The sequence below is a fragment of the Vibrio sp. G-C-1 genome (assembly GCF_021728015.1).
In the GTDB taxonomy this organism is placed as follows: domain Bacteria; phylum Pseudomonadota; class Gammaproteobacteria; order Enterobacterales; family Vibrionaceae; genus Vibrio; species Vibrio splendidus.
In genome coordinates this window covers 149,958-172,398 of sequence record NZ_JAKKCR010000006.1, presented here as the reverse complement: position 1 = coordinate 172,398, position 22,441 = coordinate 149,958, and the positions used below count along the sequence as shown (strand labels likewise).

The window sequence follows — 22,441 nt, the reverse complement described above, 5'->3', positions numbered from 1 at the left end:
AATTACGCTAGAACCATACCCGGTTCTGCGAAAGCAACTGGAGAGCCAGCTTCTTCTTCGAATGTTGCCCACTCCCAAGCTTCTGCGTCAGCAAGAACTGCACGTAAAAGTTGGTTATTTAGGCCGTGACCTGATTTGTATGCACGGAACTCACCAATAATAGCGTGTCCACACATGTAAAGGTCACCAATCGCATCCAATACTTTATGAGTTACAAACTCATTGTCGAAACGAAGGCCTTCTTCATTAAGAATTCGGTATTCGTCCAGTACGATAGCATTATCAAAGCTACCGCCAAGTACTAGGTTTTGAGACTGAAGGTACTCAATATCGCGCATGAAACCGAAAGTACGAGCGCGAGAAATCTGCTTCACAAAACCTTGTGATGAGAAATCAAACAACAAACGTTGCTCATCCGATTCAATTGCAGGGTGGTTAAAGTCGATCTCAAAGTCCATACGGAAGCCGTTAAATGGAACAAACTCTGCCCACTTATCGCCATCTTCAAAACGGATAGGCTTTTTGATTCGAATAAAACGTTTCGCTGCATTCAGTGTTTCTACACCCGCTTGCTGTAGCAAGTATACGAATGGGCTTGCGCTACCATCCATAATTGGAATTTCTGGAGCATCGACTTCAACAATAATGTTGTCGATACCCATTCCAGCTAGAGCTGCGTTAAGGTGTTCCACTGTAGAGATTCGTATGCCTTCGTCATTAACAAGAGCAGTACATAACATAGTGTCACGAACTGATGCTGGATCAGCTGGGAAATCTACAGGTGGATTGACATCTGTACGACGATAAACAATACCTGTATTTGCAGCTGCCGGGCGAAGAGTAAGTGTGACTTTACGACCAGAGTGGAGACCCACACCAGTTGTTTTCACAATTTCTTTCAGAGTACGTTGTCTGATCATCTGCTTGCCTCGTTATCAGTGCTACAAATCACGGTCAGTATTTACCAACCGCGAATTTTACCATTAATTCGACGATAGTCAAATTTTGGGTATTTGTTAATCAGCCTGACGTCGTAAAAATGCTGGAATATCTAAATATCCGCTCTCTTTCTCAGCTTTAGGTGCTGCACTTTGGCTAGCGCCTGTACCCGAAGAAACAGGTGACGTTGTTGGCTGTGGTTTAACTTGAGGTTTTACCTCAGTTTTTTCCTGCAATGGCTGTGCCACTTTCTCTTCCACTTTTGCTGCCGTTTGAACAGCAACTTGAGGTTGAGGCGTTGGCGCTACTTTTGCTTTACCACCAGCAACTAAAGTAATGTCTGGTTTTTTCTCTGTGCCGATACCTGTTGCAACAACAGTTACACGGATTTCATCCGTCATATCAGGGTCTAGAGAGGTACCAATAACAACCGTTGCGTTATCAGAAGCGAATGCCTTAACTGTATTACCCACAGTTTCGAATTCATCTAAACGCATATCTAGGCCTGCAGTGATGTTCACAAGAACGCCACGCGCGCCAGCTAGGTCGATGTCTTCTAGTAATGGGCTAGAAATTGCCGTTTCAGCAGCTTCTTCAGCACGGTCTTCACCTTTTGCGATACCGCTACCCATCATTGCATGACCCATTTCCGACATCACAGTGCGAACATCCGCGAAATCGACGTTAATCATACCAGGGCGAGTAATTAGCTCAGCGATACCTTGTACAGCGTTTTTAAGTACATCATTTGCACTTGCGAAAGCTTCTAGCAGTGTTACGCCACGGCCAAGTACTTTAAGTAGCTTTTCATTTGGAATCGTAATTAAAGAATCCACATGTTTAGAAAGCTCTTCGATACCTTGCTCAGCAAACGCTAAACGCTTTTTGCCTTCAAAGCTAAATGGCTTAGTTACAACAGCAACCGTTAGCACACCCAGCTCTTTCGCAACTTCAGCAATAACTGGAGCAGCACCTGTACCTGTACCACCGCCCATACCAGCTGCGATAAATACCATATCGGCGCCAGTTAGAACTTCTTTAATTCTTTCTCGATCTTCGAGAGCTGCATCACGGCCTACTTGTGGATTTGCACCAGCGCCCAAACCTTTAGTGATATCACCACCAATTTGGATCACGCTGCTCACGCTCGTTTTACGAAGGGCTTGTGCATCAGTATTAACACTGATGAACTCTACGCCTTCGATCGATTCACGTACCATGTGCTCAACAGCATTACCGCCACCGCCACCAACTCCAACGACTTTAATTACTGCATCGTCAGACATTTCCATCATCGGTTCAAACATGTGTTATCTCCGTTTTTTCCTGCAACTCAGGTTAAAACTCTTTTTGTATCCAATTACGCAATTTACCAAACAAGCCTGACATAGAAGGTGCTGAACGCTTAGGTTCGCTGTAATCACCCTCATCACTTATCTGACAATCTCTTGCGTAATGAAGTAAACCAACCGCCGTAGAATGATACGGCTCTTTAACATAGTCAGTTAAGCCACTAACTTCTAACGGCTTACCAACTCGAACTTGATTGCGGAAAACACGTTCCGCACACTCTACCAATCCGTCAATTTGTGCCGCTCCACCAGTGAGAACGACGCCAGCTGCAAGGTGGTGTTTAATACCTTCATCTCGTAGCTGTAATTGAACCGTATCAATAGTTTGGTTAACGAGACCCATAAGTTCAGTGTAACGTGGTTCAATCACTTCCGACAAAGTTTGTCTTTGCAAACTTCTCGATGGACGGCCACCTACACTAGGGACGTTAACAGAATCATCCTTGCTTACGAGTTCACTCAGAGCGCAACCGTGGTTTACTTTTATCTCTTCAGCATCGCTCACTGGCGTGCCGAAAGCGAAGGCAATATCACTGGTTACTGCATTTCCTGCGTAGGAAAAGACTTCTGTGTGTCGTAATGCGCCGCCAGTCCAAATGGAAATATCCATCGTACCAGCACCAATATCAACAACACATACTCCAAGCTCTCTCTCGTCGTCAGTAATTACCGCATTGCTTGAGGCAAGTCCTGAAAACACGATTTGTTCTACAGTGAGACCACATCGTTCAACAGCTTTAATAATGTTTCTCGCCATGTCGCTATGGCAAGAAATTAGATGAACACTGACTTCCATTCGAACACCAGATAAACCAAGTGGATTCTTGATCCCCTCTTGATAATCGATGGTAAATTCTTGTGGAATCACGTGCAGAATTCTCTGCTCATCACCTATTTTAATTGATTTCGCGGTATGGATCGCTCGATCCATATCGTCTTGAGACACTTCTTCATCAGAAATAGTGCCCATGCCTTTTTCAATTCGGCTTGCGATATGTTTGCCCGATAGCGAGATAAACACATTGCTGATTTGGCATTCCGCCATCAACTCTGCTTGATCAATGGCTCGCTGAACTGACTTCACTACCGACTCTAGGTCGTTTACACCACCTTTATCCATACCTCTGGATGGGCTTTGCCCTGAACCAATGATATTGATTTGACCATCAGGCAATATTTCACCAACTAGAGCTGATATGGTCGCAGTGCCTATATCAAGACCAACGATTATGTTGTCATCTGCGGTCTTAGTCATCTGTGCTCTCTTCTAACTCTTGCTCTGGAAACCAGCCTACAGCGGCTCCCGTATCATACCTGAGGTCGATGTAGCTCACTTGATTCGCTTTACTACCAAGTTCGTTGTAAAGCGAAATGAAGCGTTCAACACGCTCATCTAAAGAATCTTTACCTAGTTCTAAACGGATACCGTTATCTAGGATTATTTGCCAAGCGCGACGCTCATTGAGAACGAGCGAGGTAACGGTTAACCCTAGATTATTAATCAAAGGAGTTATTTGTCGCCACTTTTCTATCACTTTTTGGCTGGTGCCGTCTGGGCCGTAAAGCTTGACTCTATCGCCCTTCAAAAGACCGATATCACCATTAAACACCTGACCATTATCATTCAACAGCATGTTACCGTTCCAGATTGCTGCTGCATGATACTCAGTCAAAAATACTTTTATTGTGTCTGGCCACTGCTTACGAATGGACACCACTGAAACCCAAGGTAACGCTTCTAAACTGTCTTGCAACACACCGATGTCTTGCGACATGAACGTTCCAATATGCTCTAGCTCGCCAAAGGCATGTTGAACATCACCAGCAGTTACGTAAGTTAAGTCGCCTTGAAGTACTATTTTGGAGAGAGGCAATCGCTGATCGTCCCACATCCAAGTCAGTGTGGTATAGAAAAGAAATCCAATGAATAGCAGTACCATGACAAAAAAAGACCCGCCTACAGCGTGTTTCTTTAGCGATGGTAAACTGAATAGGTGGCGGTTTTCGCTAAAAGTACTTTCTACCAAAGCCCGCATTCCCTGTCGTTGGTTCGCAATTCTATTCCCTATCTTCGTAATAGAGGTAAAAGCACTTACTTTAACCTATGAATTATACTGAGCAAAATCAAACTATCAAACGTTGATAATAAGATTTTTGGTCAATTTTAGGTCAATCGCAAGAAGTGAGCGATCAACCACAGTCTGTATACAGTATTCTGTTACGCGTTTTGCATCTTATTAATGTCTAATTGTAGCGATTCAAGTTGCTTCGCTACACGACCAACATCACCAGCACCCTGTGTTAAAACAAGGTCTCCGCCTTGAATAACGTTGGCTAAAACCGACGGCAGCGTGTTGATATCAGCAACAAAGATTGGATCAATCTTACCACGCCCACGAATAGTTCGACTTAACGAGCGTCCGTCAGCCCCTGCAATAGGTTTCTCACCTGCAGAATAAACATCTAACAGAATAAGCACATCAACCTGCTCAAGAACGTTCGCGAAGTCATCATACAGATCGCGAGTGCGGCTATAACGGTGCGGTTGGAAGATCATCACAAGACGTTTATCAGTCCAACCACTTCGTGCAGCTTGAATGGTGACATCAACTTCGGTTGGGTGATGGCCGTAATCATCGACCAGCATTGCAACACCCTTACCCGTTTCATATTCACCAAGGTGATCGAAACGACGGCCAGTGCCTTCCGTTCCAGCCATCGCTTTTAGAATCGCTTCATCGCTGATGTCATCTTCCGTCGCAACCGCAATCGCCGCAGATGCGTTCAGTGCGTTATGGCGACCGGGAATGTTCAACGTAATATCGAGATTGGCTTTACCTTTGCGAACAACCGTAAACTTGCCTTGCTGACCTTGTTGTACATAGTTTTCAATGCGGATATCAGCGTCTTCTGAGAAGCCGTAGGTAATCACTTGACGGCTAACCTGAGGAATAAGCTCACGTACTACCGGATCATCAACACACATCACAGCCTGACCGTAGAATGGCAGATTGTGTAAGAAATCAATAAACGTCTGCTTTAGCGTTTCAAAATCGCCGCCGTAGGTATCCATATGATCCGCTTCAATGTTAGTCACAATACTAACCATTGGTTGCAGGTGTAAGAATGACGCGTCACTTTCATCGGCTTCAGCGATAAGAATACGACTCGAACCTAGGCGAGCATTGGTACCAACACTTTTTACCAAACCACCGTTTACGAAAGTTGGATCTAAACCCGCTTCCGAATATATTTGTGTCACTAGCGCGGTCGTAGTGGTTTTACCGTGCGTACCTGCCACAGCAATGCCATGACGAAAACGCATCAGCTCAGCCAGCATTTCTGCACGACGAACGATAGGTGTACGCGCTTCACGAGCAGCAATAATCTCTGGGTTTTCTTCGTTGATAGCGGTTGAAACCACCACCACACTTGCATCAGCAACGTTACTTGCTTGGTGGCCGATGTAAACGGTAGCACCCTTGCTAACTAAACGATCGGTCACTGGGTTTTGAGCAATATCAGAACCCGTGATCTGGTAGCCTTCATTAAGCAAGACTTCAGCAATCCCGCTCATTCCTGCGCCACCAATACCGATGAAGTGGATAGATTTAACACGGCGCATCTCTGGCACCATTGCACGGATTTGCGCTAAGTCTTGGGTATGTTCAATCGTCATCAATTCAATCTCATTATTTTGCTAAAGCTTTAATCGCTTCAGCGACGGTCACATCAGCATCAAGCTTGGCTGCTTGACGAGCTTTTGTTGCCATCATTTTTAATTCATTTCTATCAAGCTGAGCAATCGTGTTCGCTAGCTTATCAGCCGTCAATTGAGGCTGTTCAATCATTAACGCTGCGCCACATTCAACTAGGTGATCGGCATTCAACGCTTGCTGTCTGTCTTTATGCATAAACGGAACGAAGATAGAACCCACACCGGCTGCAGACACTTCTGATACGGTTAATGCACCTGAGCGACACACTAATAGATCTGCCCACTCATAAGCTTGCGCCACATCATCAATAAATTCAGTCACTTGAACATTATCAACAGAATGTGATTTGTATTGTTCAATCACTTGCTGTTGATTGTTTTTACCGGCTTGGTGCATCACAGTAAAACCAACGCCTAACTGAGCCAATGTTACAGGCAGAGTATCGTTAAGAATTTTAGCACCTTGGCTGCCACCCATAACTAGGATTCGAATATCGCCGTCACGCTCTGCCATGCGTTGCTCGGGTTCTGCTAAGGCAACAACATCTTCACGCACAGGGTTACCAACAACGTCAGCCGTTGGAAAAGCACCAGGGAAAGCTTGGAATACTTTTTTAGCAATTTTAGATAGCCATTGGTTGGTTAAACCTGCCACTGCATTTTGTTCATGCAAAACTACAGGAATACCGGATAACCATGCCGCGATGCCACCGGGGCCACTCACGTAACCACCCATTCCAAGCACCACATCTGGTTGCCATGCTTTGATGTGCTGTCTTGCTTGAAGTATGGCATTAATAATCTGGAATGGCGCTTTAATTAGCTTGCTAATGCCTTGACCACGCAGGCCTTTCACCTTGATGAAGTCGATCTCAATACCATGCTTTGGCACCAGATCCGCTTCCATTCGGTCCGCAGTTCCTAACCAGCGAATTTCCCAACCTTGTTGCTGAAGCTTTTTCGCCACCGCTAACCCTGGGAAAACGTGACCACCAGTTCCACCAGCCATCACTAAAAGTTTTTTGTTTTGTTTCATCACGTTAGATTCTTATTCTACTAATTCGTTTTGATTGTCGGCTTGTTCTTTTTGTTGCATTCGGCATTCGTGATCGATACGCAGCAGCATAGAAACCGCTACTGACATCACGATAAGGCTTGAACCACCGTAACTGATAAGCGGCAGGGTTAGACCTTTGGTCGGAACAATACCCGATGCAGCACCTACGTTAACAAGCGTCTGAAAAGCAAACCAAATACCAATACCAAAGGCAAGATAACCACTGAATAACTGGTCGTTCTCGAAGGCTTTTTTGCCAATTAAAATGGCTTTAAGCACCAAACTAAAAATAAGGACCAGCACTAAGGTCACGCCAACAAAACCCAACTCTTCAGCCAATACCGCAAACACAAAATCGGTATGTGCTTCTGGTAAATATTCTAACTTCTGAACCGAGTTTCCAAGGCCTTGCCCCATCCAATCACCACGACCAAATGCCATTAGCGATTGAGTTAACTGGTAGCCACTGCCAAACGGGTCATTCCACGGTTCCCAAAATGAGGTAACACGTCGAACACGATAGGGCTCAATAACAATCAAGCCGACGACTGCGGCAATACCCGCCACCATCAAGGCAATAAACTGTGAAAGCTTGGCTCCTGCGATAAATAACATTCCGAACAAGGTCACCAGCATTACAACTACTGTACCTAAATCGGGCTGGCCAAGTAGTAACACAGCAAAAGCACCGAATACCATGATCGGTTTACCAAAGCCACCGAAGAAGGTTTTTCTCACTTCGTCTTGTTTACGAACTAAATAACCCGCCATAAAGATAAACAGCGACAACTTAGCGACTTCAGCGGGTTGTAAATTAAATAATCCAAGAGGGATCCAGCGCGATGCACCGTTAACCGACTTACCGACAGCCAATACCACGACCAGCAAAAAGAAGGATAAACCCAATAAGTACATACTGTATTGAAACCAACGTTTCATTGGAATTTGCAATATGACGCTGGATACGATTAACGCCAACACAAGGAAAATGGCATGGCGGAACATAAAGTGAAACGGCTGATCAGTTAAACGAGCACTGATTGGGAACGAAGCAGACGTTACCATCACCAATCCGGTCAGCATCAGTCCAAGAGCAATCCATACCAACTGACGATCGTAGAGCGCCTCTGGTGTGGCACGGTTTAGCCATTGCCAAATGGATTGATTAATCTCTTTCACTCTTTGCACTGAATGTTAGTCCTTCAACACGTTAGGCATACTCATGGGCAAGGTCAGTGAACGCATCACCTCTCGCCATGAAGTTATTAAATTGATCGAAGCTCGCACACGCTGGAGACAACATCACCATATCACCGGCAACTAACTGCTTCGAGACACTCTCGATAATGTCACGCATGGTATCAAACGTCTTAGCCGATGGATGCAATGGCATAAATTGCGCGGCATCTTCACCGAAGCAACACAGTTGAACACGCTCTAACTGTGACAACACAGGTTCAAGCTCACTAAAATCCGCGCCCTTACCTACACCACCAACCAGAAGATACAAGGTGCCTTGATATTCTAAGCCCGACAGAGCCGCTAATGTACTGGCTACGTTGGTTGCTTTCGAGTCGTTAACCCACTTAATAGAACGCTTATCAGCCACCACTTGGCAACGATGCGTTAAACCGTTGTAGGCCTTCAGAGCTTCAAGGCTTTTGCTGTAATCAATACCGACTTGTTTAAGCAGTGCTAGCGAGACTAGCGCATTTGCCACATTGTGACGTCCAACCAATGTTAAATCTTGAGTAGGAAGTACTGGCTTGCTGTTATCCACTAGCCATTCAGTACCATCAATCGTCGCCACACCAAACTCTTGGTCGTCGAGTCCGAATGTCACTAATGGCATGCTGTGGTCAGGATAAGTCTCTTTGTCTTCGCGGTTTACAATCGCGTACTGAGCGTTGTTAAAAATTCTTAATTTGGCGTCACGGTAATCGGCCATGCCTTGATAGCGATCCATATGATCTTCTGACAAGTTCAAAAAGGCCGCCGCTGCAAGGTTTAGACTGGATGTTGTCTCTAGCTGAAAGCTTGAAAGCTCAAGGACATATAAATCAGCATCAAGCTCAAGAAGGTCTAAGGCAGGAATACCGATGTTGCCACCAACACCAACGTTAAGACCAGCAGCCTTTGCAAGTACACCCGTTAGATCGGTCACTGTGCTCTTGCCATTGGAACCTGTGATAGCCACAACAGGTTTGTCTACCGCCCAGCCAAACAGTTCAATATCGCCAACAACCGGAGTTCCCGCTTGAATAACATCTTGTATTTCAGGCGTCGCTAAGGCGATACCTGGGTTAGCAATCACCAAATCAGCTTCCGCTAACCATTGGCTATTCCAACTTCCAGAATGCAGTTCTACCGATTGAGGTAAAGATTCCTTTCCTGGTGGTAGCTCTCGAGTATCAATGACCTTCACATGAGTATGAGGCTGATATTTTACGAGATGTTTAACGACAGAGAGCCCGGTAATACCGAGCCCCACAACCACTACATTTTGAATATTTTGCCAACGTTCCATTTAAACAAGATGCTCTTAATAGTTTTAAAGAGCCCCTACTCAGAGGCTCACATAGGATTAACGAACTTTCAGTGTCGCTAGACCAACCAGTACTAATACCATAGAGATGATCCAAAAGCGCACGATTACACGCGGCTCTGGCCAACCTTTAAGTTCATAGTGGTGGTGAATCGGTGCCATGCGGAAAATACGCTGACCACGTAATTTGTAAGAGCCCACCTGCAGAATCACTGACAGAGTCTCCATTACAAACACACCGCCCATGATAACCAGTACCAACTCTTGACGAACTAACACCGCGATCACACCCAGTGCACCACCAAGCGCTAGTGAGCCAACATCGCCCATGAATACTTGCGCTGGGTAAGTGTTGAACCATAGGAAGCCAAGTCCGGCACCGACGATAGCAGTACATACCACAACCAGTTCGGAGGTGTATGGAATGTATGGAATGTGTAGATATGCTGCAAAGTTAACGTTACCTGTTGCCCAAGCAATCACAGCAAAACCAGCAGCAACCATAACCGTTGGCATAATGGCCAAGCCGTCTAGGCCGTCTGTTAGGTTCACCGCGTTACTGGTACCCACAATAACAAAATAAGTCAGTACGATGTACAATAAACCTAATTGTGGCATCACATCTTTAAAGAAAGGAACCACCAATTGAGTTGCTGCAGTATCGTGCCCGTGAGCATACAGAGCAAATGCCACAACCAATGCAATAGCCGATTGCCAGAAGTACTTCCAGCGAGCAATCAAGCCATCGGTGTTCTTACGAACCACTTTACGGTAGTCATCAACAAAACCGACCGCGCCATAACCAGCAAGTACAACTAATACAGCCCAAACATAAGGATTGGAAAGATCAGCCCACATCAATACCGTAATAATGATCGCAGCTAGGATCATCACGCCACCCATGGTTGGTGTACCACGTTTGCTAAAGTGAGATTCAGGGCCGTCATTACGAACAACTTGGCCAATTTGTAGCATTTGCAGACGCTCAATTAAACGAGGTCCCATCCACAGCGACAGACATAAAGCCGTCAAAATACTCGCGATTGCACGAAACGATAGGTATTCGAACAAACGGAAAAAAGAAAGGTGTGGCTGTAGTAGCTCTGCAAGCCAAATTATCATGAAAAGTTCTCCTTTAAAGCAGCGGCTATTTTACTCATTCCTGCACTATTCGCGCCTTTTACCAACAAGGTATGTGACGCGTTTTCTGGCAAGCGTAAGTGCTGCTCTATGTGCGCGATCATCGCTTGATGCGTTGCAAAGTGGGTACCGTTACAGACCTCACTAATCACCTTGGTATCATCACCGTAAGTGAGTACATGCTCAAAAGCGAATGGGGCAGCATATTCACCGACTTGACTGTGAAGTGCAAGACTTTCGTCGCCTAATTCAGCCATATTGCCTAAAATCAACCAACGTTGACCTTTGAAGCTCGACAGCAGTTTGGCTGCCGCCTTCATCGCGGGTACGCTGGCGTTATAACTGTCATCTATCAGCTTGATATTCTGACTTAATTGTTGAACCTCAACTCGTCCTTTAACCGAGATAAGATTCGCTAAACCACTTTTTATTTCATCAAGCGTTGCGCCAAATTGAATGCTCAACGCTGCAGCCGCCAACGCGTTCGCCACGTTATGCTGACCAATAATACCAAGTTCAACAGCCGTAGCACCTTGTGGTGTTTGCATATCAAAGCAAGCTTCGCCTTGGTCGTTAATTTTGATATTTTCAGCAAAATAATCGGCTTCACGACTACCTTCAGAAAATGTCAGCACCGCTTTATCCGCAAGTACTTCATTCCAAAAATCACCACCGTTGCTCTCTAAATTAACAATAGCAGTATCACCAGCAGCAAGCCCCTGAAAAATTTCACCTTTCGCTTGTTTCACACCATCAATAGAACCAAAGCCTTCTAAATGAGCCGCGGCTACATTATTAACTAAGGCAACTTGTGGCTTCACTAGCTGAGTGGTATAGGCAATTTCACCAATATGGTTAGCGCCTAATTCGATCACAGCATAGTCATCATTGGGTTCACTGCGTAACAAGGTCAAAGGCACACCAATATCATTATTGAAGTTACCCGCCGTAAACAGCACCTTGCCACGTTGCTGTAAAATGCTCGCCACCATCTCTTTAACGGTCGTTTTGCCACAGCTGCCTGTAATCGCCATCGTTGGCACATCACATTGTTTGTGAATCCAAGCACTTAGTTCACCTAAAGCAAGTTTAGTGTCTTCGACAACAACTTGAGTAATATTTAGGTCAAGTTTTCGTTCGACTAACAACGCGCTCGCGTTTGCTTCAACGGCTTGATGGCAAAAGTCATGCGCGTCGAAACGCTCTCCAACAATAGCGACAAACAAGGCGCCTTCTTCAACGGTACGAGTATCCGTTGAAACTGCATTGATTACGTTATTGTTCGAGTTGCCCGCTTTGATCAGCTCACCACTGACCACGGAGCAGATTTGCTCAAGTGATACATCAATCATTATGAAATACCTAAAAGTTGAAGCGCAGACTCTCGGTCTGAGTAATGTACCGTTTTATCTTTCAATACTTGATAATCCTCATGGCCTTTACCAGCCAGAAGAATAATGTCATCGCTGCCTGCCTGCTCAAGCGCAAACTTAACCGCTTGGTAGCGATCGTGTTCGACAAACGCAGTTTCAGGTTTACTTAAGCCAGACAGCATGTCTTTGACAATCAGTGCCGGTTCTTCGCTACGAGGGTTATCATCTGAAATAATGATTTTATCGGCGAACTGCTCTGCGGTCGCAGACATCATTGGGCGCTTACCAGTGTCGCGATCTCCACCACAACCAAAGATTGCCCACAGTTTACCGGAGCAATGCACGCGCAGTGCTGCCAATGCTTTCTCTAACGCATCGGGCGTATGAGCATAATCGACAACCACTTTTGCCTTGTTCGGAGTTTGGAAAAGCTCCATACGGCCAATCACAGGTTGAAGCTGAGGCGCAGTGTCGACCAAGGTTTGCTTGTCGATACCCAACGAAAGCAGAGTCGCAAAAGCAACCAATACGTTTGATGCGTTAAACTGACCAATCAGTGGAACAGAAAGCTTCCCTTGCCCCCAGCTACCATCGAAAGAGAGCTTGATACCGGTTTCTGCATAAGCGACATCAGATGCCCACACCGACTGTTGATAGCCCGTTAGCGGTAACAGTGACACTGCAATAGCATTGGATAAATCCGGCATCCAAGCTTTACCCACTTCGTCATCCACATTGATCACTGCGTGCTTGCATTTGTGTTGAGTAAACAGGCTCTTCTTAGCCAATGCGTACTCTTCCATCGTGCCGTGGTAATCAAGATGATCACGACTCAAGTTAGTAAATACACCTACCTCAAAGTCCAAAGCCTTTACTCGACCTTGCACCAAACCGTGAGAAGAGATTTCCATTGCCGTGTAGATAGCTTTTTCTGCAGCTAACTCACTCAGTGTGCGCTGTATTTCGATGGCACTGCCTGTAGTGTTCGCTGCGGTTTTTAGATTGTCTAAGAAACCATTACCTGTCGTGCCCATTACCGCTGAGCGTTGACCGACGAGATCAAGCCATTGAGCAATCAATTGGGTGATGGTGGTTTTGCCATTGGTGCCGGTAACACCAATCAACTTAGTCGCTTGGGACGAGTAAACACGACCAGCTAACTCAGATAGCACCAAGTTAAGGTTGTTAATGTAAATAACAGGGACAGTATCCAACCATTCAATCAGACCATGAGGCTTTTCAGCATCGGCCTGTGCAATAACAGCATGAGCTCCCAGTGCGACCGCTTTGTCGATAAAACGACGGCCATCAACAGCATGTCCGACTACGGCAACAAAAATATCACCTTCCTTGATGGCTCGGCTATCTAGCTCCAATTGCTCAACAGCAATCGACTCCAGTTCAGGTGAACTAAAGTCTCCCCAAGGAGAAAGTAAAGATGACAGCGTGAGGCTATTACTCATATTGAATCCTGATTAACTCTATTCTTGAAACTTATTTTCATCAGCGGGGACGTTCATTATTTGCAGTGCGCCCTTCATGATTTCAGAAAAGACGGGGGCTGCGACTGAACCACCATAGTAAAGGTCGCCTTGAGGCTCGTTGACCACAACAACCAATGCCACTCTTGGATCACTAACTGGAGCAAAGCCTGCGGTAACCGCGATGTATTCATCACTGTAGCCGCCAGCTTCAGCCTTACGAGAGGTACCCGTTTTGGCTGCAACGCGGTAACCCGGAACGGCAGCTCTTGTCGCCGTACCACCTTTTTGAGTCACCCCTTCTAGCATATTCAAAACCAGTTCAGCGTTCTCGCGCTTGATGATTTGCTTAGAAAAATCTTGGTCGTTACTCTTAATAATATGAATCGGCTCATACAAACCTTTGTTAGCTAACGTCGCATAGGCATGTGCCAACTGCATCGGCGTAACAGACAAGCCATAACCGAACGCTAAGGTGGCAATTTCAAACTTTGACCAACGACGGCGATTCGGGAAAATACCGCTCGTTTCACCAACCAAATTCAGCCCAGACATCTCGCCTAGACCAACCGAACTGTACATCCCAAGCAAGGCTTCAAGTGGCATGTTAAGCGCCAATTTAGCAACACCGATGTTACTCGACTTCTTGAGGATCAGCGCTAAGTCAGCCTTACCGACTTTAGAAGAATCTCGTACACGACTACCACCGATCTGCATAATGCCATTGCCAGTATCAATCACGATATCTGGGTCTGCAGTGCCGTTCTCCAGCGCCGCCAAAACCACAAAAGGTTTCACGGTCGAGCCAGGTTCCATTGCATCAGTCAGAACGCGGTTACGCATCTTAAAGCTTTGTAAGTCAGCTCGGTTATTCGGATTATAAGAAGGGGCATTAACCATGGCTAACACGGCACCCGTTTTCACATCGAGTAATACCGCAGAGCCTGAAGTCGCCTTGTGATCGGCCACGGCCTGCTTAATCGCTCGATAAGCAATGGCTTGTAATCGTTGATCGATCGTTAATTCGAGTGGTTTGCCTTCTTCACGCTCTTCTAAAGCAATGTTTTCAACAACGCGTCCATAGCGATCTTTACGAATCGTCCGCTTACCTGCTTCACCCGTGAGCCATTTGTCATAGCTGCGTTCAACGCCTTCTAAACCGTGCCCGTCAATTCCGGTAACACCGATAAGGTGTGCACTGACTTCGCCTGCTGGGTAGTAACGTCGAGATTCCGCTTTCAGGCCAACACCCACCAGCTTTAGTTCACGAATATACTTAGCCATCGCTGGGCTAACTTGTCTTTGTAGGTAAACAAATCGGCGGGATTTGTTGCTAGAGATCTTGTCGATCATCGATTGTCGTTCTAAGCCAAGTACATCAGCTAACGCATACCAACGATCAATCTGGGCCATACCATTTTTATCGAAAATCGTTTTCGGGTCGGCCCATACCGCCTCTACTGGAACACTCACAGCAAGCGGTTCGCCATTGCGGTCTGAGATAATGCCACGGGCGGAAGGAATAGCCTTAACACGTACCGAGCGAAGATCGCCCTGACGGATTAAGTTATCTGGTTCAATAATTTGGATGTAAGCCACACGACCAACGAGTGCAGCAAAGGCAAGAAACACGAAAGCAATAACGACGTTGAAACGCCATTTAATAAGAATTGGATCCGAATCCTTTTCGCTCTTCACTCGCTCTTTCGTTGATTTATTAACGGGTTTGGCGGGTGCTTTTTCCTTTTTACCGGTCATTTCAGTGTGATCACAACTTCTTTGTCAGAGTCTGGACGTTTCATGTCTAGCTCTCGTTTTGCCGATGCTTGAACGCGGCTATGTTCAGCCAAAGCCGTCTCTTCAAGCATTAAATTTCGCCACTCATCATCAAGCTGTTCTCGTTCCACTAATGCCATGTCTTTTTTCGTGATCGCCTGACGTGAATTATGTGTCGTAAGAACGACCCCCATCGCACTCGCAAAGATACAGATAAGAAGTACCAATGGAACCTTGCCCACGGAGATCAAATCAAAAAATATTATCTTGGCTAAGTTAGGCTTGGAGGTCTTCATTGACTATAGCTTTTCTGCGATTCGTAGTACTGAACTACGCGAACGAGTATTCTCATCCACTTCATCTTTAGAAGGCTTGATCGCTTTACCAATTGGTTTTAGATCGGCACTGCCTAAAGCTTTAATTTGATCTTCTGTTAACGGTAAACCGTGAGGAACCTGTGGCCCTTGGCTCTCTTTACGGATAAAGCGCTTCACCATGCGGTCTTCAAGCGAGTGGAAGCTGATAACAGAAATACGACCTTGAGGAGCAAGAATGCCTGCTGCGCCTTTCAGTGCGGTATCAATCTCTTCAAGTTCGCTGTTGATGTAAATACGGAATGCTTGGAAAGCACGTGTCGCTGGGTGCTTTTTCTCTTTGAAGCTCTTTGGAGCGACATCAGAGATAAGCTTAGCCAGTTGACCAGTACGCGTTAGCGGTTCGTTCTCTTCATTCTCTTGATAAGCGATGATGCCTTTCGCGATACGACGAGCGTGTTTGTCTTCACCGAACTCACGAATAACCCATGTAATGTCATCAAGATCCGCTTCAACTAACCACTGAGAGACAGGAACACCTGTTGTTGGGTCCATGCGCATATCCAGCGGACCATCTTTCATAAAGCTAAAGCCACGTTCAGCATCATCCAACTGTGGTGAAGAAACACCTAAATCCAGCAATACGCCATCCACTTGACCGACTAAGTCATAACGCTCTGCATATTCAGCCATACCCGAAAATGGACCATGGATAATCGTAAAACGAGGATCATCAATCTTCTGAGCTTCAGCAATCGCTTGTGGATCGCGGTCGATACTAAAGAGTCGTCCATTCTCGCCCAGTTTAGACAGGATTGTACGGCTGTGACCACCACGGCCAAAAGTACCATCAATGTAGGTACCGTCAGGTTTGATCGCAAGTCCGTCAATAGATTCGTTAAGCAATACTGAAATATGTTTGAATGCTTCTGTCATAGTCTTCTCAGTGAGTGGATTGAGCCATTAGTTCGGCAATAATTTGTTCTATTAACGTTTTAGTGTACTGATTTCACGCCGTATCTCCACCATATTGTGTATAGGCTTTGGGAATTTTTGACCCAAGCTCATATCAGGGTGAAGGATTCTAAGGAAATCTAAATCATTTACGTCAATATAAAGCAAAAAACCCATCACTACCGTTAAGTAATGATGGGTTCTTTATATAGGTGGAGTTGACACATACGCCGGGTTCTGTTCCGCTTGCGCGGCGGTAACCATTCGTCTAGGCCTGCAATCGCTCACAGGCTCAAGCAATCTACCCGCCCCCATACGCGAGCAGCGCAATGCGAGGGCCTATTTGATCTTGCTCCGGGTGGAGTTTACCTTGCTACGAACTGTTGCCAGTCGCACGGTGCGCTCTTACCGCACCCTTTCAGCCTTACCTGTGCCTCTTCCGAAGAAATGAGGCCATCGGCGGTCTTCTCTCTGCTGCACTTGTCGTGGGCTCGCGCCCCCCAGACGTTATCTGGCACCCTGCTCTATGGAGCCCGGACGTTCCTCCCCTCTACCAGTCTCCCGAAGGACTTCAACGTCAGTTTCCCGAAGGACCTCAACGTCAGTCTCCCGAAGGACATCAGCAAAGCAGCGATTACCCGTTCAACTCCGAGGGCGGATTGTATAGAGATTAGTGAGCAGTGTCTAGCGAGATCACAAATATGCTGCAAACCTCTAATCAAATGCATGATTTTCACACAATCTAGACAAAAAAAGAGGAATAACGGTAATACCATCATTCCTCAGAAGCTTTTTCAATAAAGGTTATCTACTCTTATAAATATAGGTATCTAGTCTATAAAGAGGTCTCTAGTTGTCTAGATGCTCTAAGCCCCATTTGTATAAAGCGTTCTTTTTCAGATTGTAGATTTCTGCTGTCATCGCAGCCGCTTTTTTAAGGGGTAGCTCTTTGGTTAGAATGCCGAGTGTGCGAGTTGCTTCGTCTGGCAGATCGGTGCTCGCTTCTTCACGGTGACCATGGATCAGCAACACCATCTCACCACGTTTGCGGTTCGAGTCTTCTTCTATCCATTCAATCAACTCACCTAATGGTAATCCTTGAATGGTTTCGAATGTCTTGGTTAGCTCACGAGCCAACACGACCTCACGGTCGGGTCCTAAGATTTCTAGCATGTCCTGCAGAGAATCCGTAATACGGTGCGGTGATTCGTAGAAAATACATGTGCGCTCTGCTTTTGCAATCTCTAAGAACTTGTCTTTACGACCCTTGCTCTTTGGCGGTAAGAAGCCTTCAAAGCTGAAACGATCCGACGGTAAACCTGACGCACTGAGTGCGGTAATCACAGCACAAGCACCAGGAAGTGGCACAACTCTCACACCCGCTTGACGACATTGTGAGACAAGATGGTAACCTGGATCACTGATTAAAGGAGTACCCGCATCAGAGACTAATGCGATAGACTGACCTTCTAATAACCTTTCGACTAGAACTTGGGCTTTAGTTTGTTCATTATGATCATGTAAAGCGAACGTTCTGGTGGATATATTGAAGTGAGCAAGCAGCTTACCCGTGTGGCGTGTGTCTTCGGCTGCTATAACATCGACACTTGATAAAATTTCAATTGCTCTTTGAGTGATATCTCCCAAATTTCCGATTGGGGTTGGCACAATGTAGAGAGTTGGGCTCTCTGTGAGCAAGGTTTTGTTATCTGTCATTTGTTTACCATCACTTCAACGATTAATATAGATACAAATTTATACGGAATTTAAAGAACTCATGGCAACGATGAACCATAAGAGACTCAGTGTACCACGCTTACTAACTCCAATTGCATTAGCAATTACATTGGCGGCTTGTTCTTCAGGTCCTCAAGCACCAACGCGTGTTGATATTACACTAGATCCAGCGCAATCAACTGAAAGTTACATGATGCAGGCGGATAGTAGCAAAGGAAGTCTACAAAACGACTGGTTAATCATGGCACTTAAGGCTTCTGTGCAAGCTGGAAAAACCGATCAAGCGACTCTGCTTATCAAGCGCTTAGCCAAACAAGAGCTGAGTGAAGTTCAACAAGCAGAATGGCAATTAGCTCGCGCTCAACTGCTGGTGAATAACTCGCAACCACAGCAAGCGTACAGCCAGCTGAATTTTCAGCCTTGGTGGAAGCTTCCGAACGAGCAGTGGAAAGATTATCACGAGCTACGCGCTAACATTTCTGAAATGCAAAGCGAGTATTTCGAAGCAAGCCGTGAGTTAGTCCTTTATTCAGAATACGTAGACGCTGATGACGAAAGCCAACAGATAACTGCCGACCGTATTTGGCAGAACCTGAACAGCTACTCTCAATATGAGATTCTAGAACTTAAGACTTCTCCGACAGAAGACGTTCTAGCAGGTTGGTTACAGCTGGCTATTTATATGAAGACGCTGAACTCTAACCTTCCAGACCTACAGAAAACTCTGTCTGATTGGCTGGCTGAGAATCCTCGTCATCCTGCAGCAACCTACACACCTCAGGCGATCACTGACATATTGGCGCTAGAGATCAGCAAACCAACCAGCACTGCGCTATTACTGCCGCTCACGGGTAAGTACGGCAAGCAAGCACAGCTTGTGCGTGATGGCTTCATCTTTGCGATGATGAATGACAAAGAGCGCGAAGAAAATGCAACGCTAACGGTTATGGACACCAACGTACAAAGTGCTGCTGAAATTAAAGCGACACTGGAAGAGAACAATGTAGATTTCATCGTTGGCCCGCTGATTAAGAGCAATATTACCAAGCTTCAGCAAGCGCAGAAAAACCACGAAAATTCGATTCCAGCTTTAGCTCTAAATATTCCGACGCAGCTAGAACCTGATACCAATATTTGCTATCTCGCTCTATCGCCAGAGCAAGAAGTCGCTCAGGCAGCGAAACACCTTTTTGCTCAAGGCTACAAGTACCCGCTTATTCTGGCGCCAAAAGGGCGTTTAGGTGACCGCGTTAAGCAAGCGTTTGAGAAAGAGTGGAAAAAATACAGCAACAACGAAGTCGCGATTACCTTATTCTCTGACAAGCGCCAACTTCAGCGCAATGTGAATCAGGTATTCGGCTTACAAGAGAGCCAACAACGTATCGCTCAAATGGATGGGCTACTTAACCTAGACCTAGAAACTGAACCGCGCAGCCGTCGTGATATCGACTCTGTTTACATTGTGGCGAAGAACTCAGAGCTTACGTTGATTAAGCCTTTCATTGAAGTCGCGATTAACCCAGATGCTGACCAACCAGCCTTGTTCTCAAACTCACGCAGCAACAGCGGTGACAAGCAGTACGAAGATCTAACGGGTGTGTTCTACAGTGACATCCCATTATTGGTTGAGAGCAAGAACGAGCTTAACAAAGAGCTAAACGACCTATGGCCTGCACATTCAAACGGCCAAAAACGTCTGCAAGCACTGGGGATGGATGCCTACTACCTAATGGATGCATTGCCACAGATGAAAGCCGTACAGGGTTACAGCATTCCAGGTGAAACCGGCGTGTTAACCATCGACAACAACTGTGTTGTTCAACGTGAAATCAGCTGGGCAGAGCATGGGGCTTTTTAGCCGAAAGTTCCTGTCCAAACCAACAATCACCCACAAACAAGTGGGTGATAAATACGAGACCGTGGCTAAAAATTATTTAGTTGGCCACGGATTATCGTTAATTCAAGAAAACTTCATAGCTAAATGTGGCGAGATTGATCTTATAATGCGCCATAACAATACGATTGTGTTTGCTGAGGTAAAATACCGCAAGCAAACCCGCTACGGGCATGCCGCCGAAATGGTGACAGCAAAGAAGTCACAGAAGCTGCTCAAAACAGCCAATGTTTGGCTTATGCAGCAAGGCTTGTCGGTGCACTCTACAGATTTCAGGTTTGATATCGTTGCCATAGAAGGGCCGAATGACAATATCGACTGGATTCAAAACGCGATTACCCAAGGATAAACATGCTAGACAGCATTAAAGAAAGTTTTACAGAAAGTATTCAGATCCAAATTGCGGCTGCAGAAGCACTGCCAGACGCAATTACGCATGCCGCTCAAGCAATGGTTGCGACCTTGCTTAACGGAAACAAAATTCTTTGTTGTGGTAATGGTGGTTCGGCGTCGAATGCTCAGCAATTTGTATCGTGCCTACTTAATCGCTTTGAAACCGAGCGCCCTAGCCTCCCAGCAATGGCTCTCACAGCAGACAACACCACGCTAACGGCAGTAGCCAACGACTATCACTACGAAGAGATCTTCTCTAAGCAGGTACGTGCGTTTGGTCAAACTGGCGATATTTTACTGGCTATCTCTACTAGCGGTAACAGCAAAAACATCATCAAAGCGATGGAAGCAGCGGTAACACGTGACATGACGATCATCGCCTTTACGGGTAAAGATGGTGGTGAAATGGCAGGCTTACTTGGCGAACACGATGTAGAAATTCGTATCCCTTCACACCGTACAGCACGCATTCATGAAGTACACATGGTGACACTGCATTGCCTATGTGACCTAATCGATCAAGTACTCTTCCCTGCTCACGAAGAGTGATATACGGAGCATCACAATGAAATCATTAACCTCTATGAAGCTGTTTAAGCTGATTAGTGTTTCGCTACTTACACTGTCCCTGTCTGGTTGTGCTGGCATTTTCATTGCTGGAGCTGCAACCACAGCGAACTTAGTCACTGACACACGAACCACCAAGCAAATTTGGAACGATAACAATATCGAATTTGAAGTCGCAGCCATCACCAACAAACAGCCATATCGTGGCAACGTTCGTATCACAGCGAGCTCTTACCGAGGTTCGGTTGTATTGATGGGGCAAGCGACCACTGACTCAGAGCGTCGCGCGTTTGAAAACCAAGCCAAAGAAGTGGCAGGCGTAGAAAGCATCCACAATCAGGTGCGAGTAAAAGAGCCATTGACCATCAGTGCTATTAGTAACGACAGCTGGATTACTACCAAGGTGAAATCAGCCCTTCTAGCAAACGCTGATCTCAACGGCATCAAGGTTAAAGTCATCACTGAAGATTCAGAGGTGTTTTTACTTGGGTTAGTATCTCGAGAGCATGCTGATATCGCGACAGAAGTTGCGCGTAATGTTTCAGGCGTAAAGCAGGTGATTCGAGCGTTTGAATATGGCGAAGAAGAGACGGCCGTTAACTAGCCTTAAGCCAGCCAATTAAATGCTATTTAGCAGAAAAGAAAAAGCAGCGACGAGTCGCTGCTTTTTTATTTGAGTCGTTATTTAGCTAACGTTAAACGTTATTTGATAACACGAAGGCTTGGGCGACCTTTTGCTGGACGAGGAGGCTCAGGATCTGAGTCAGGCTCTTCAGCATCTACGTCTGCCGTTGCTACGCTCAAAGATGGGCCTTTCTCTTGTTCTTCAAAAGGACTTTCTTCAATCCCTTCTTCAAAAGATTCCATGTAAGCCTCTTCAGGTTCAAACATGGTACCAGCACCATTCTCACGAGCATAAATCGCTTGTACTGCGTAAAGCGGCACGATCACAGAGTGTGGGCGACCACTAAAGCGAGCACTAAACGTCACAGCTTCGTTACCCAGTTCAAGTTGTCCAACCGCACGAGGCGCGATGTTCAGAATGATCTGACCATCTTGAACAAACTCTTCTGGAACTCTTACACCCGGTAATGTTGCTTCAACAACAAGGTGTGGAGTTAATTCGTTATCAACCAGCCACTCATAAAATGCACGAAGCATATATGGTCGGCGTGGAGTCATATTTGAAATATCCATAAAC

The 22,441-nt window shown here is 45.9% G+C and carries 20 protein-coding genes and 1 other RNA gene; 4 read left to right on the top strand and 17 right to left on the bottom strand.

The annotated features are described in order from the left end of the window. Positions 1-2: 2 nt before the first annotated feature. From lpxC to rsmI, 16 genes are all read right to left on the bottom strand, one after another. Positions 3-920: a UDP-3-O-acyl-N-acetylglucosamine deacetylase gene (gene lpxC, locus L3V36_RS11250; protein ID WP_017080243.1), complete on the bottom strand. Its 918-nt coding sequence runs from the start codon at positions 918-920 to the stop codon at positions 3-5. 96 nt (positions 921-1,016) lie between these two features. Then, positions 1,017-2,246, bottom strand: coding sequence for a cell division protein FtsZ (gene ftsZ / locus L3V36_RS11245; RefSeq protein ID WP_017084771.1), 1,230 nt, complete (start codon positions 2,244-2,246; stop codon positions 1,017-1,019). A gap of 31 nt (positions 2,247-2,277) precedes the next feature. After that, positions 2,278-3,546 carry a cell division protein FtsA gene (gene ftsA, locus L3V36_RS11240; protein ID WP_004729844.1) on the bottom strand — a complete coding sequence of 423 codons (1,269 nt, stop codon included), beginning with the start codon at positions 3,544-3,546 and terminating at the stop codon, positions 2,278-2,280. Continuing rightward, positions 3,539-4,318 carry a cell division protein FtsQ/DivIB gene (locus L3V36_RS11235; RefSeq protein ID WP_017087509.1) on the bottom strand — a complete coding sequence of 260 codons (780 nt, stop codon included), beginning with the start codon at positions 4,316-4,318 and terminating at the stop codon, positions 3,539-3,541. Before L3V36_RS11235 ends, ftsA begins: the two co-directional genes overlap by 8 nt. Positions 4,319-4,509: 191 nt before the next feature. Further along, positions 4,510-5,970, bottom strand: a complete 1,461-nt coding sequence (gene murC, locus L3V36_RS11230; protein WP_017084769.1) for a UDP-N-acetylmuramate--L-alanine ligase — start codon at positions 5,968-5,970, stop codon at positions 4,510-4,512. Positions 5,971-5,983: 13 nt separating this feature from the next. Then, positions 5,984-7,045, bottom strand: a complete 1,062-nt coding sequence (gene murG / locus L3V36_RS11225; protein ID WP_017096031.1) for an undecaprenyldiphospho-muramoylpentapeptide beta-N-acetylglucosaminyltransferase — start codon at positions 7,043-7,045, stop codon at positions 5,984-5,986. Positions 7,046-7,057: 12 nt separating this feature from the next. Continuing rightward, complete coding sequence (gene ftsW / locus L3V36_RS11220) at positions 7,058-8,254, bottom strand: cell division protein FtsW (protein WP_017091317.1); 1,197 nt, start codon at positions 8,252-8,254, stop codon at positions 7,058-7,060. A gap of 22 nt (positions 8,255-8,276) precedes the next feature. Further along, positions 8,277-9,593 (bottom strand): UDP-N-acetylmuramoyl-L-alanine--D-glutamate ligase, encoded by a 1,317-nt coding sequence (gene murD, locus L3V36_RS11215; RefSeq protein ID WP_102447112.1) that lies wholly within the window; start codon positions 9,591-9,593, stop codon positions 8,277-8,279. Positions 9,594-9,650: 57 nt separating this feature from the next. Then, on the bottom strand, positions 9,651-10,733 hold the full coding sequence (mraY, locus tag L3V36_RS11210) for a phospho-N-acetylmuramoyl-pentapeptide-transferase (protein WP_004735991.1): 1,083 nt from the start codon (positions 10,731-10,733) through the stop codon (positions 9,651-9,653). Further along, positions 10,730-12,103, bottom strand: a complete 1,374-nt coding sequence (gene murF / locus L3V36_RS11205; protein WP_102447111.1) for a UDP-N-acetylmuramoyl-tripeptide--D-alanyl-D-alanine ligase — start codon at positions 12,101-12,103, stop codon at positions 10,730-10,732. The genes mraY and murF overlap by 4 nt, the downstream gene beginning before the upstream one ends. After that, the gene (gene murE / locus L3V36_RS11200; protein ID WP_102447110.1) at positions 12,103-13,587 is read right to left on the bottom strand and encodes a UDP-N-acetylmuramoyl-L-alanyl-D-glutamate--2,6-diaminopimelate ligase; all 1,485 of its coding nucleotides are present in this window, start codon (positions 13,585-13,587) and stop codon (positions 12,103-12,105) included. The genes murF and murE overlap by 1 nt, the downstream gene beginning before the upstream one ends. 18 nt (positions 13,588-13,605) lie before the next feature. After that, entirely contained in the window at positions 13,606-15,363 is a 1,758-nt protein-coding gene (locus L3V36_RS11195) for a peptidoglycan glycosyltransferase FtsI (protein ID WP_017091313.1), read from the bottom strand. Next, positions 15,360-15,677 (bottom strand): cell division protein FtsL, encoded by a 318-nt coding sequence (ftsL, locus tag L3V36_RS11190; protein WP_004735995.1) that lies wholly within the window; start codon positions 15,675-15,677, stop codon positions 15,360-15,362. Before ftsL ends, L3V36_RS11195 begins: the two co-directional genes overlap by 4 nt. 3 nt (positions 15,678-15,680) lie before the next feature. Continuing rightward, entirely contained in the window at positions 15,681-16,631 is a 951-nt protein-coding gene (gene rsmH, locus L3V36_RS11185) for a 16S rRNA (cytosine(1402)-N(4))-methyltransferase RsmH (protein WP_102447109.1), read from the bottom strand. Between the two features lie 228 nt (positions 16,632-16,859). Then, an RNA gene (gene rnpB / locus L3V36_RS11180) (RNase P RNA component class A) lies at positions 16,860-17,299 on the bottom strand. Between the two features lie 199 nt (positions 17,300-17,498). Then, entirely contained in the window at positions 17,499-18,365 is an 867-nt protein-coding gene (gene rsmI, locus L3V36_RS11175; RefSeq protein ID WP_004735998.1) for a 16S rRNA (cytidine(1402)-2'-O)-methyltransferase, read from the bottom strand. 61 nt (positions 18,366-18,426) lie between these two features. Between rsmI and L3V36_RS11170 the strand changes: the two genes are divergently transcribed. Genes L3V36_RS11170 through L3V36_RS11155 form a run of 4 tightly spaced genes read left to right on the top strand, consistent with a single transcriptional unit; the run spans position 18,427 to position 21,844 of the window. After that, a complete protein-coding gene (locus L3V36_RS11170; protein WP_017091670.1) occupies positions 18,427-20,244 on the top strand; it encodes a penicillin-binding protein activator in 1,818 nt (605 codons plus the stop codon). After that, entirely contained in the window at positions 20,231-20,629 is a 399-nt protein-coding gene (locus L3V36_RS11165) for a YraN family protein (protein ID WP_017077677.1), read from the top strand. The genes L3V36_RS11170 and L3V36_RS11165 overlap by 14 nt, the downstream gene beginning before the upstream one ends. Positions 20,630-20,631: 2 nt before the next feature. Beyond that, complete coding sequence (locus L3V36_RS11160; RefSeq protein WP_004729817.1) at positions 20,632-21,222, top strand: phosphoheptose isomerase; 591 nt, start codon at positions 20,632-20,634, stop codon at positions 21,220-21,222. A 16-nt stretch (positions 21,223-21,238) separates the two neighbouring features. Beyond that, positions 21,239-21,844 carry a BON domain-containing protein gene (locus tag L3V36_RS11155; RefSeq protein WP_017077676.1) on the top strand — a complete coding sequence of 202 codons (606 nt, stop codon included), beginning with the start codon at positions 21,239-21,241 and terminating at the stop codon, positions 21,842-21,844. Positions 21,845-21,942: 98 nt separating this feature from the next. Here L3V36_RS11155 and sspB read toward each other — a convergent pair whose 3' ends face one another. After that, positions 21,943-22,437 (bottom strand): ClpXP protease specificity-enhancing factor, encoded by a 495-nt coding sequence (sspB, locus tag L3V36_RS11150; protein ID WP_017087501.1) that lies wholly within the window; start codon positions 22,435-22,437, stop codon positions 21,943-21,945. Positions 22,438-22,441: the final 4 nt, after the last annotated feature.

Excerpts from the sequence above, each read along its gene's own strand:
- L3V36_RS11170 (WP_017091670.1), top strand. The coding sequence starts at position 18,427 with ATGGCAACGATGAACCATAAGAGACTCAGTGTACCACGCTTACTAACT.
- ftsZ (WP_017084771.1), bottom strand. The coding sequence starts at position 2,246 with ATGTTTGAACCGATGATGGAAATGTCTGACGATGCAGTAATTAAAGTC.
- L3V36_RS11165 (WP_017077677.1), top strand. The coding sequence starts at position 20,231 with ATGGGGCTTTTTAGCCGAAAGTTCCTGTCCAAACCAACAATCACCCAC.
- rsmI (WP_004735998.1), bottom strand. The coding sequence starts at position 18,365 with ATGACAGATAACAAAACCTTGCTCACAGAGAGCCCAACTCTCTACATT.
- murC (WP_017084769.1), bottom strand. The coding sequence starts at position 5,970 with ATGACGATTGAACATACCCAAGACTTAGCGCAAATCCGTGCAATGGTG.
- mraY (WP_004735991.1), bottom strand. The coding sequence starts at position 10,733 with ATGATAATTTGGCTTGCAGAGCTACTACAGCCACACCTTTCTTTTTTC.
- L3V36_RS11195 (WP_017091313.1), bottom strand. The coding sequence starts at position 15,363 with ATGACCGGTAAAAAGGAAAAAGCACCCGCCAAACCCGTTAATAAATCA.
- murF (WP_102447111.1), bottom strand. The coding sequence starts at position 12,103 with ATGATTGATGTATCACTTGAGCAAATCTGCTCCGTGGTCAGTGGTGAG.
- murE (WP_102447110.1), bottom strand. The coding sequence starts at position 13,587 with ATGAGTAATAGCCTCACGCTGTCATCTTTACTTTCTCCTTGGGGAGAC.
- rsmH (WP_102447109.1), bottom strand. The coding sequence starts at position 16,631 with ATGACAGAAGCATTCAAACATATTTCAGTATTGCTTAACGAATCTATT.
- L3V36_RS11155 (WP_017077676.1), top strand. The coding sequence starts at position 21,239 with ATGAAATCATTAACCTCTATGAAGCTGTTTAAGCTGATTAGTGTTTCG.
- murD (WP_102447112.1), bottom strand. The coding sequence starts at position 9,593 with ATGGAACGTTGGCAAAATATTCAAAATGTAGTGGTTGTGGGGCTCGGT.
- ftsA (WP_004729844.1), bottom strand. The coding sequence starts at position 3,546 with ATGACTAAGACCGCAGATGACAACATAATCGTTGGTCTTGATATAGGC.
- murG (WP_017096031.1), bottom strand. The coding sequence starts at position 7,045 with ATGAAACAAAACAAAAAACTTTTAGTGATGGCTGGTGGAACTGGTGGT.
- lpxC (WP_017080243.1), bottom strand. The coding sequence starts at position 920 with ATGATCAGACAACGTACTCTGAAAGAAATTGTGAAAACAACTGGTGTG.
- L3V36_RS11160 (WP_004729817.1), top strand. The coding sequence starts at position 20,632 with ATGCTAGACAGCATTAAAGAAAGTTTTACAGAAAGTATTCAGATCCAA.
- ftsL (WP_004735995.1), bottom strand. The coding sequence starts at position 15,677 with ATGAAGACCTCCAAGCCTAACTTAGCCAAGATAATATTTTTTGATTTG.
- sspB (WP_017087501.1), bottom strand. The coding sequence starts at position 22,437 with ATGGATATTTCAAATATGACTCCACGCCGACCATATATGCTTCGTGCA.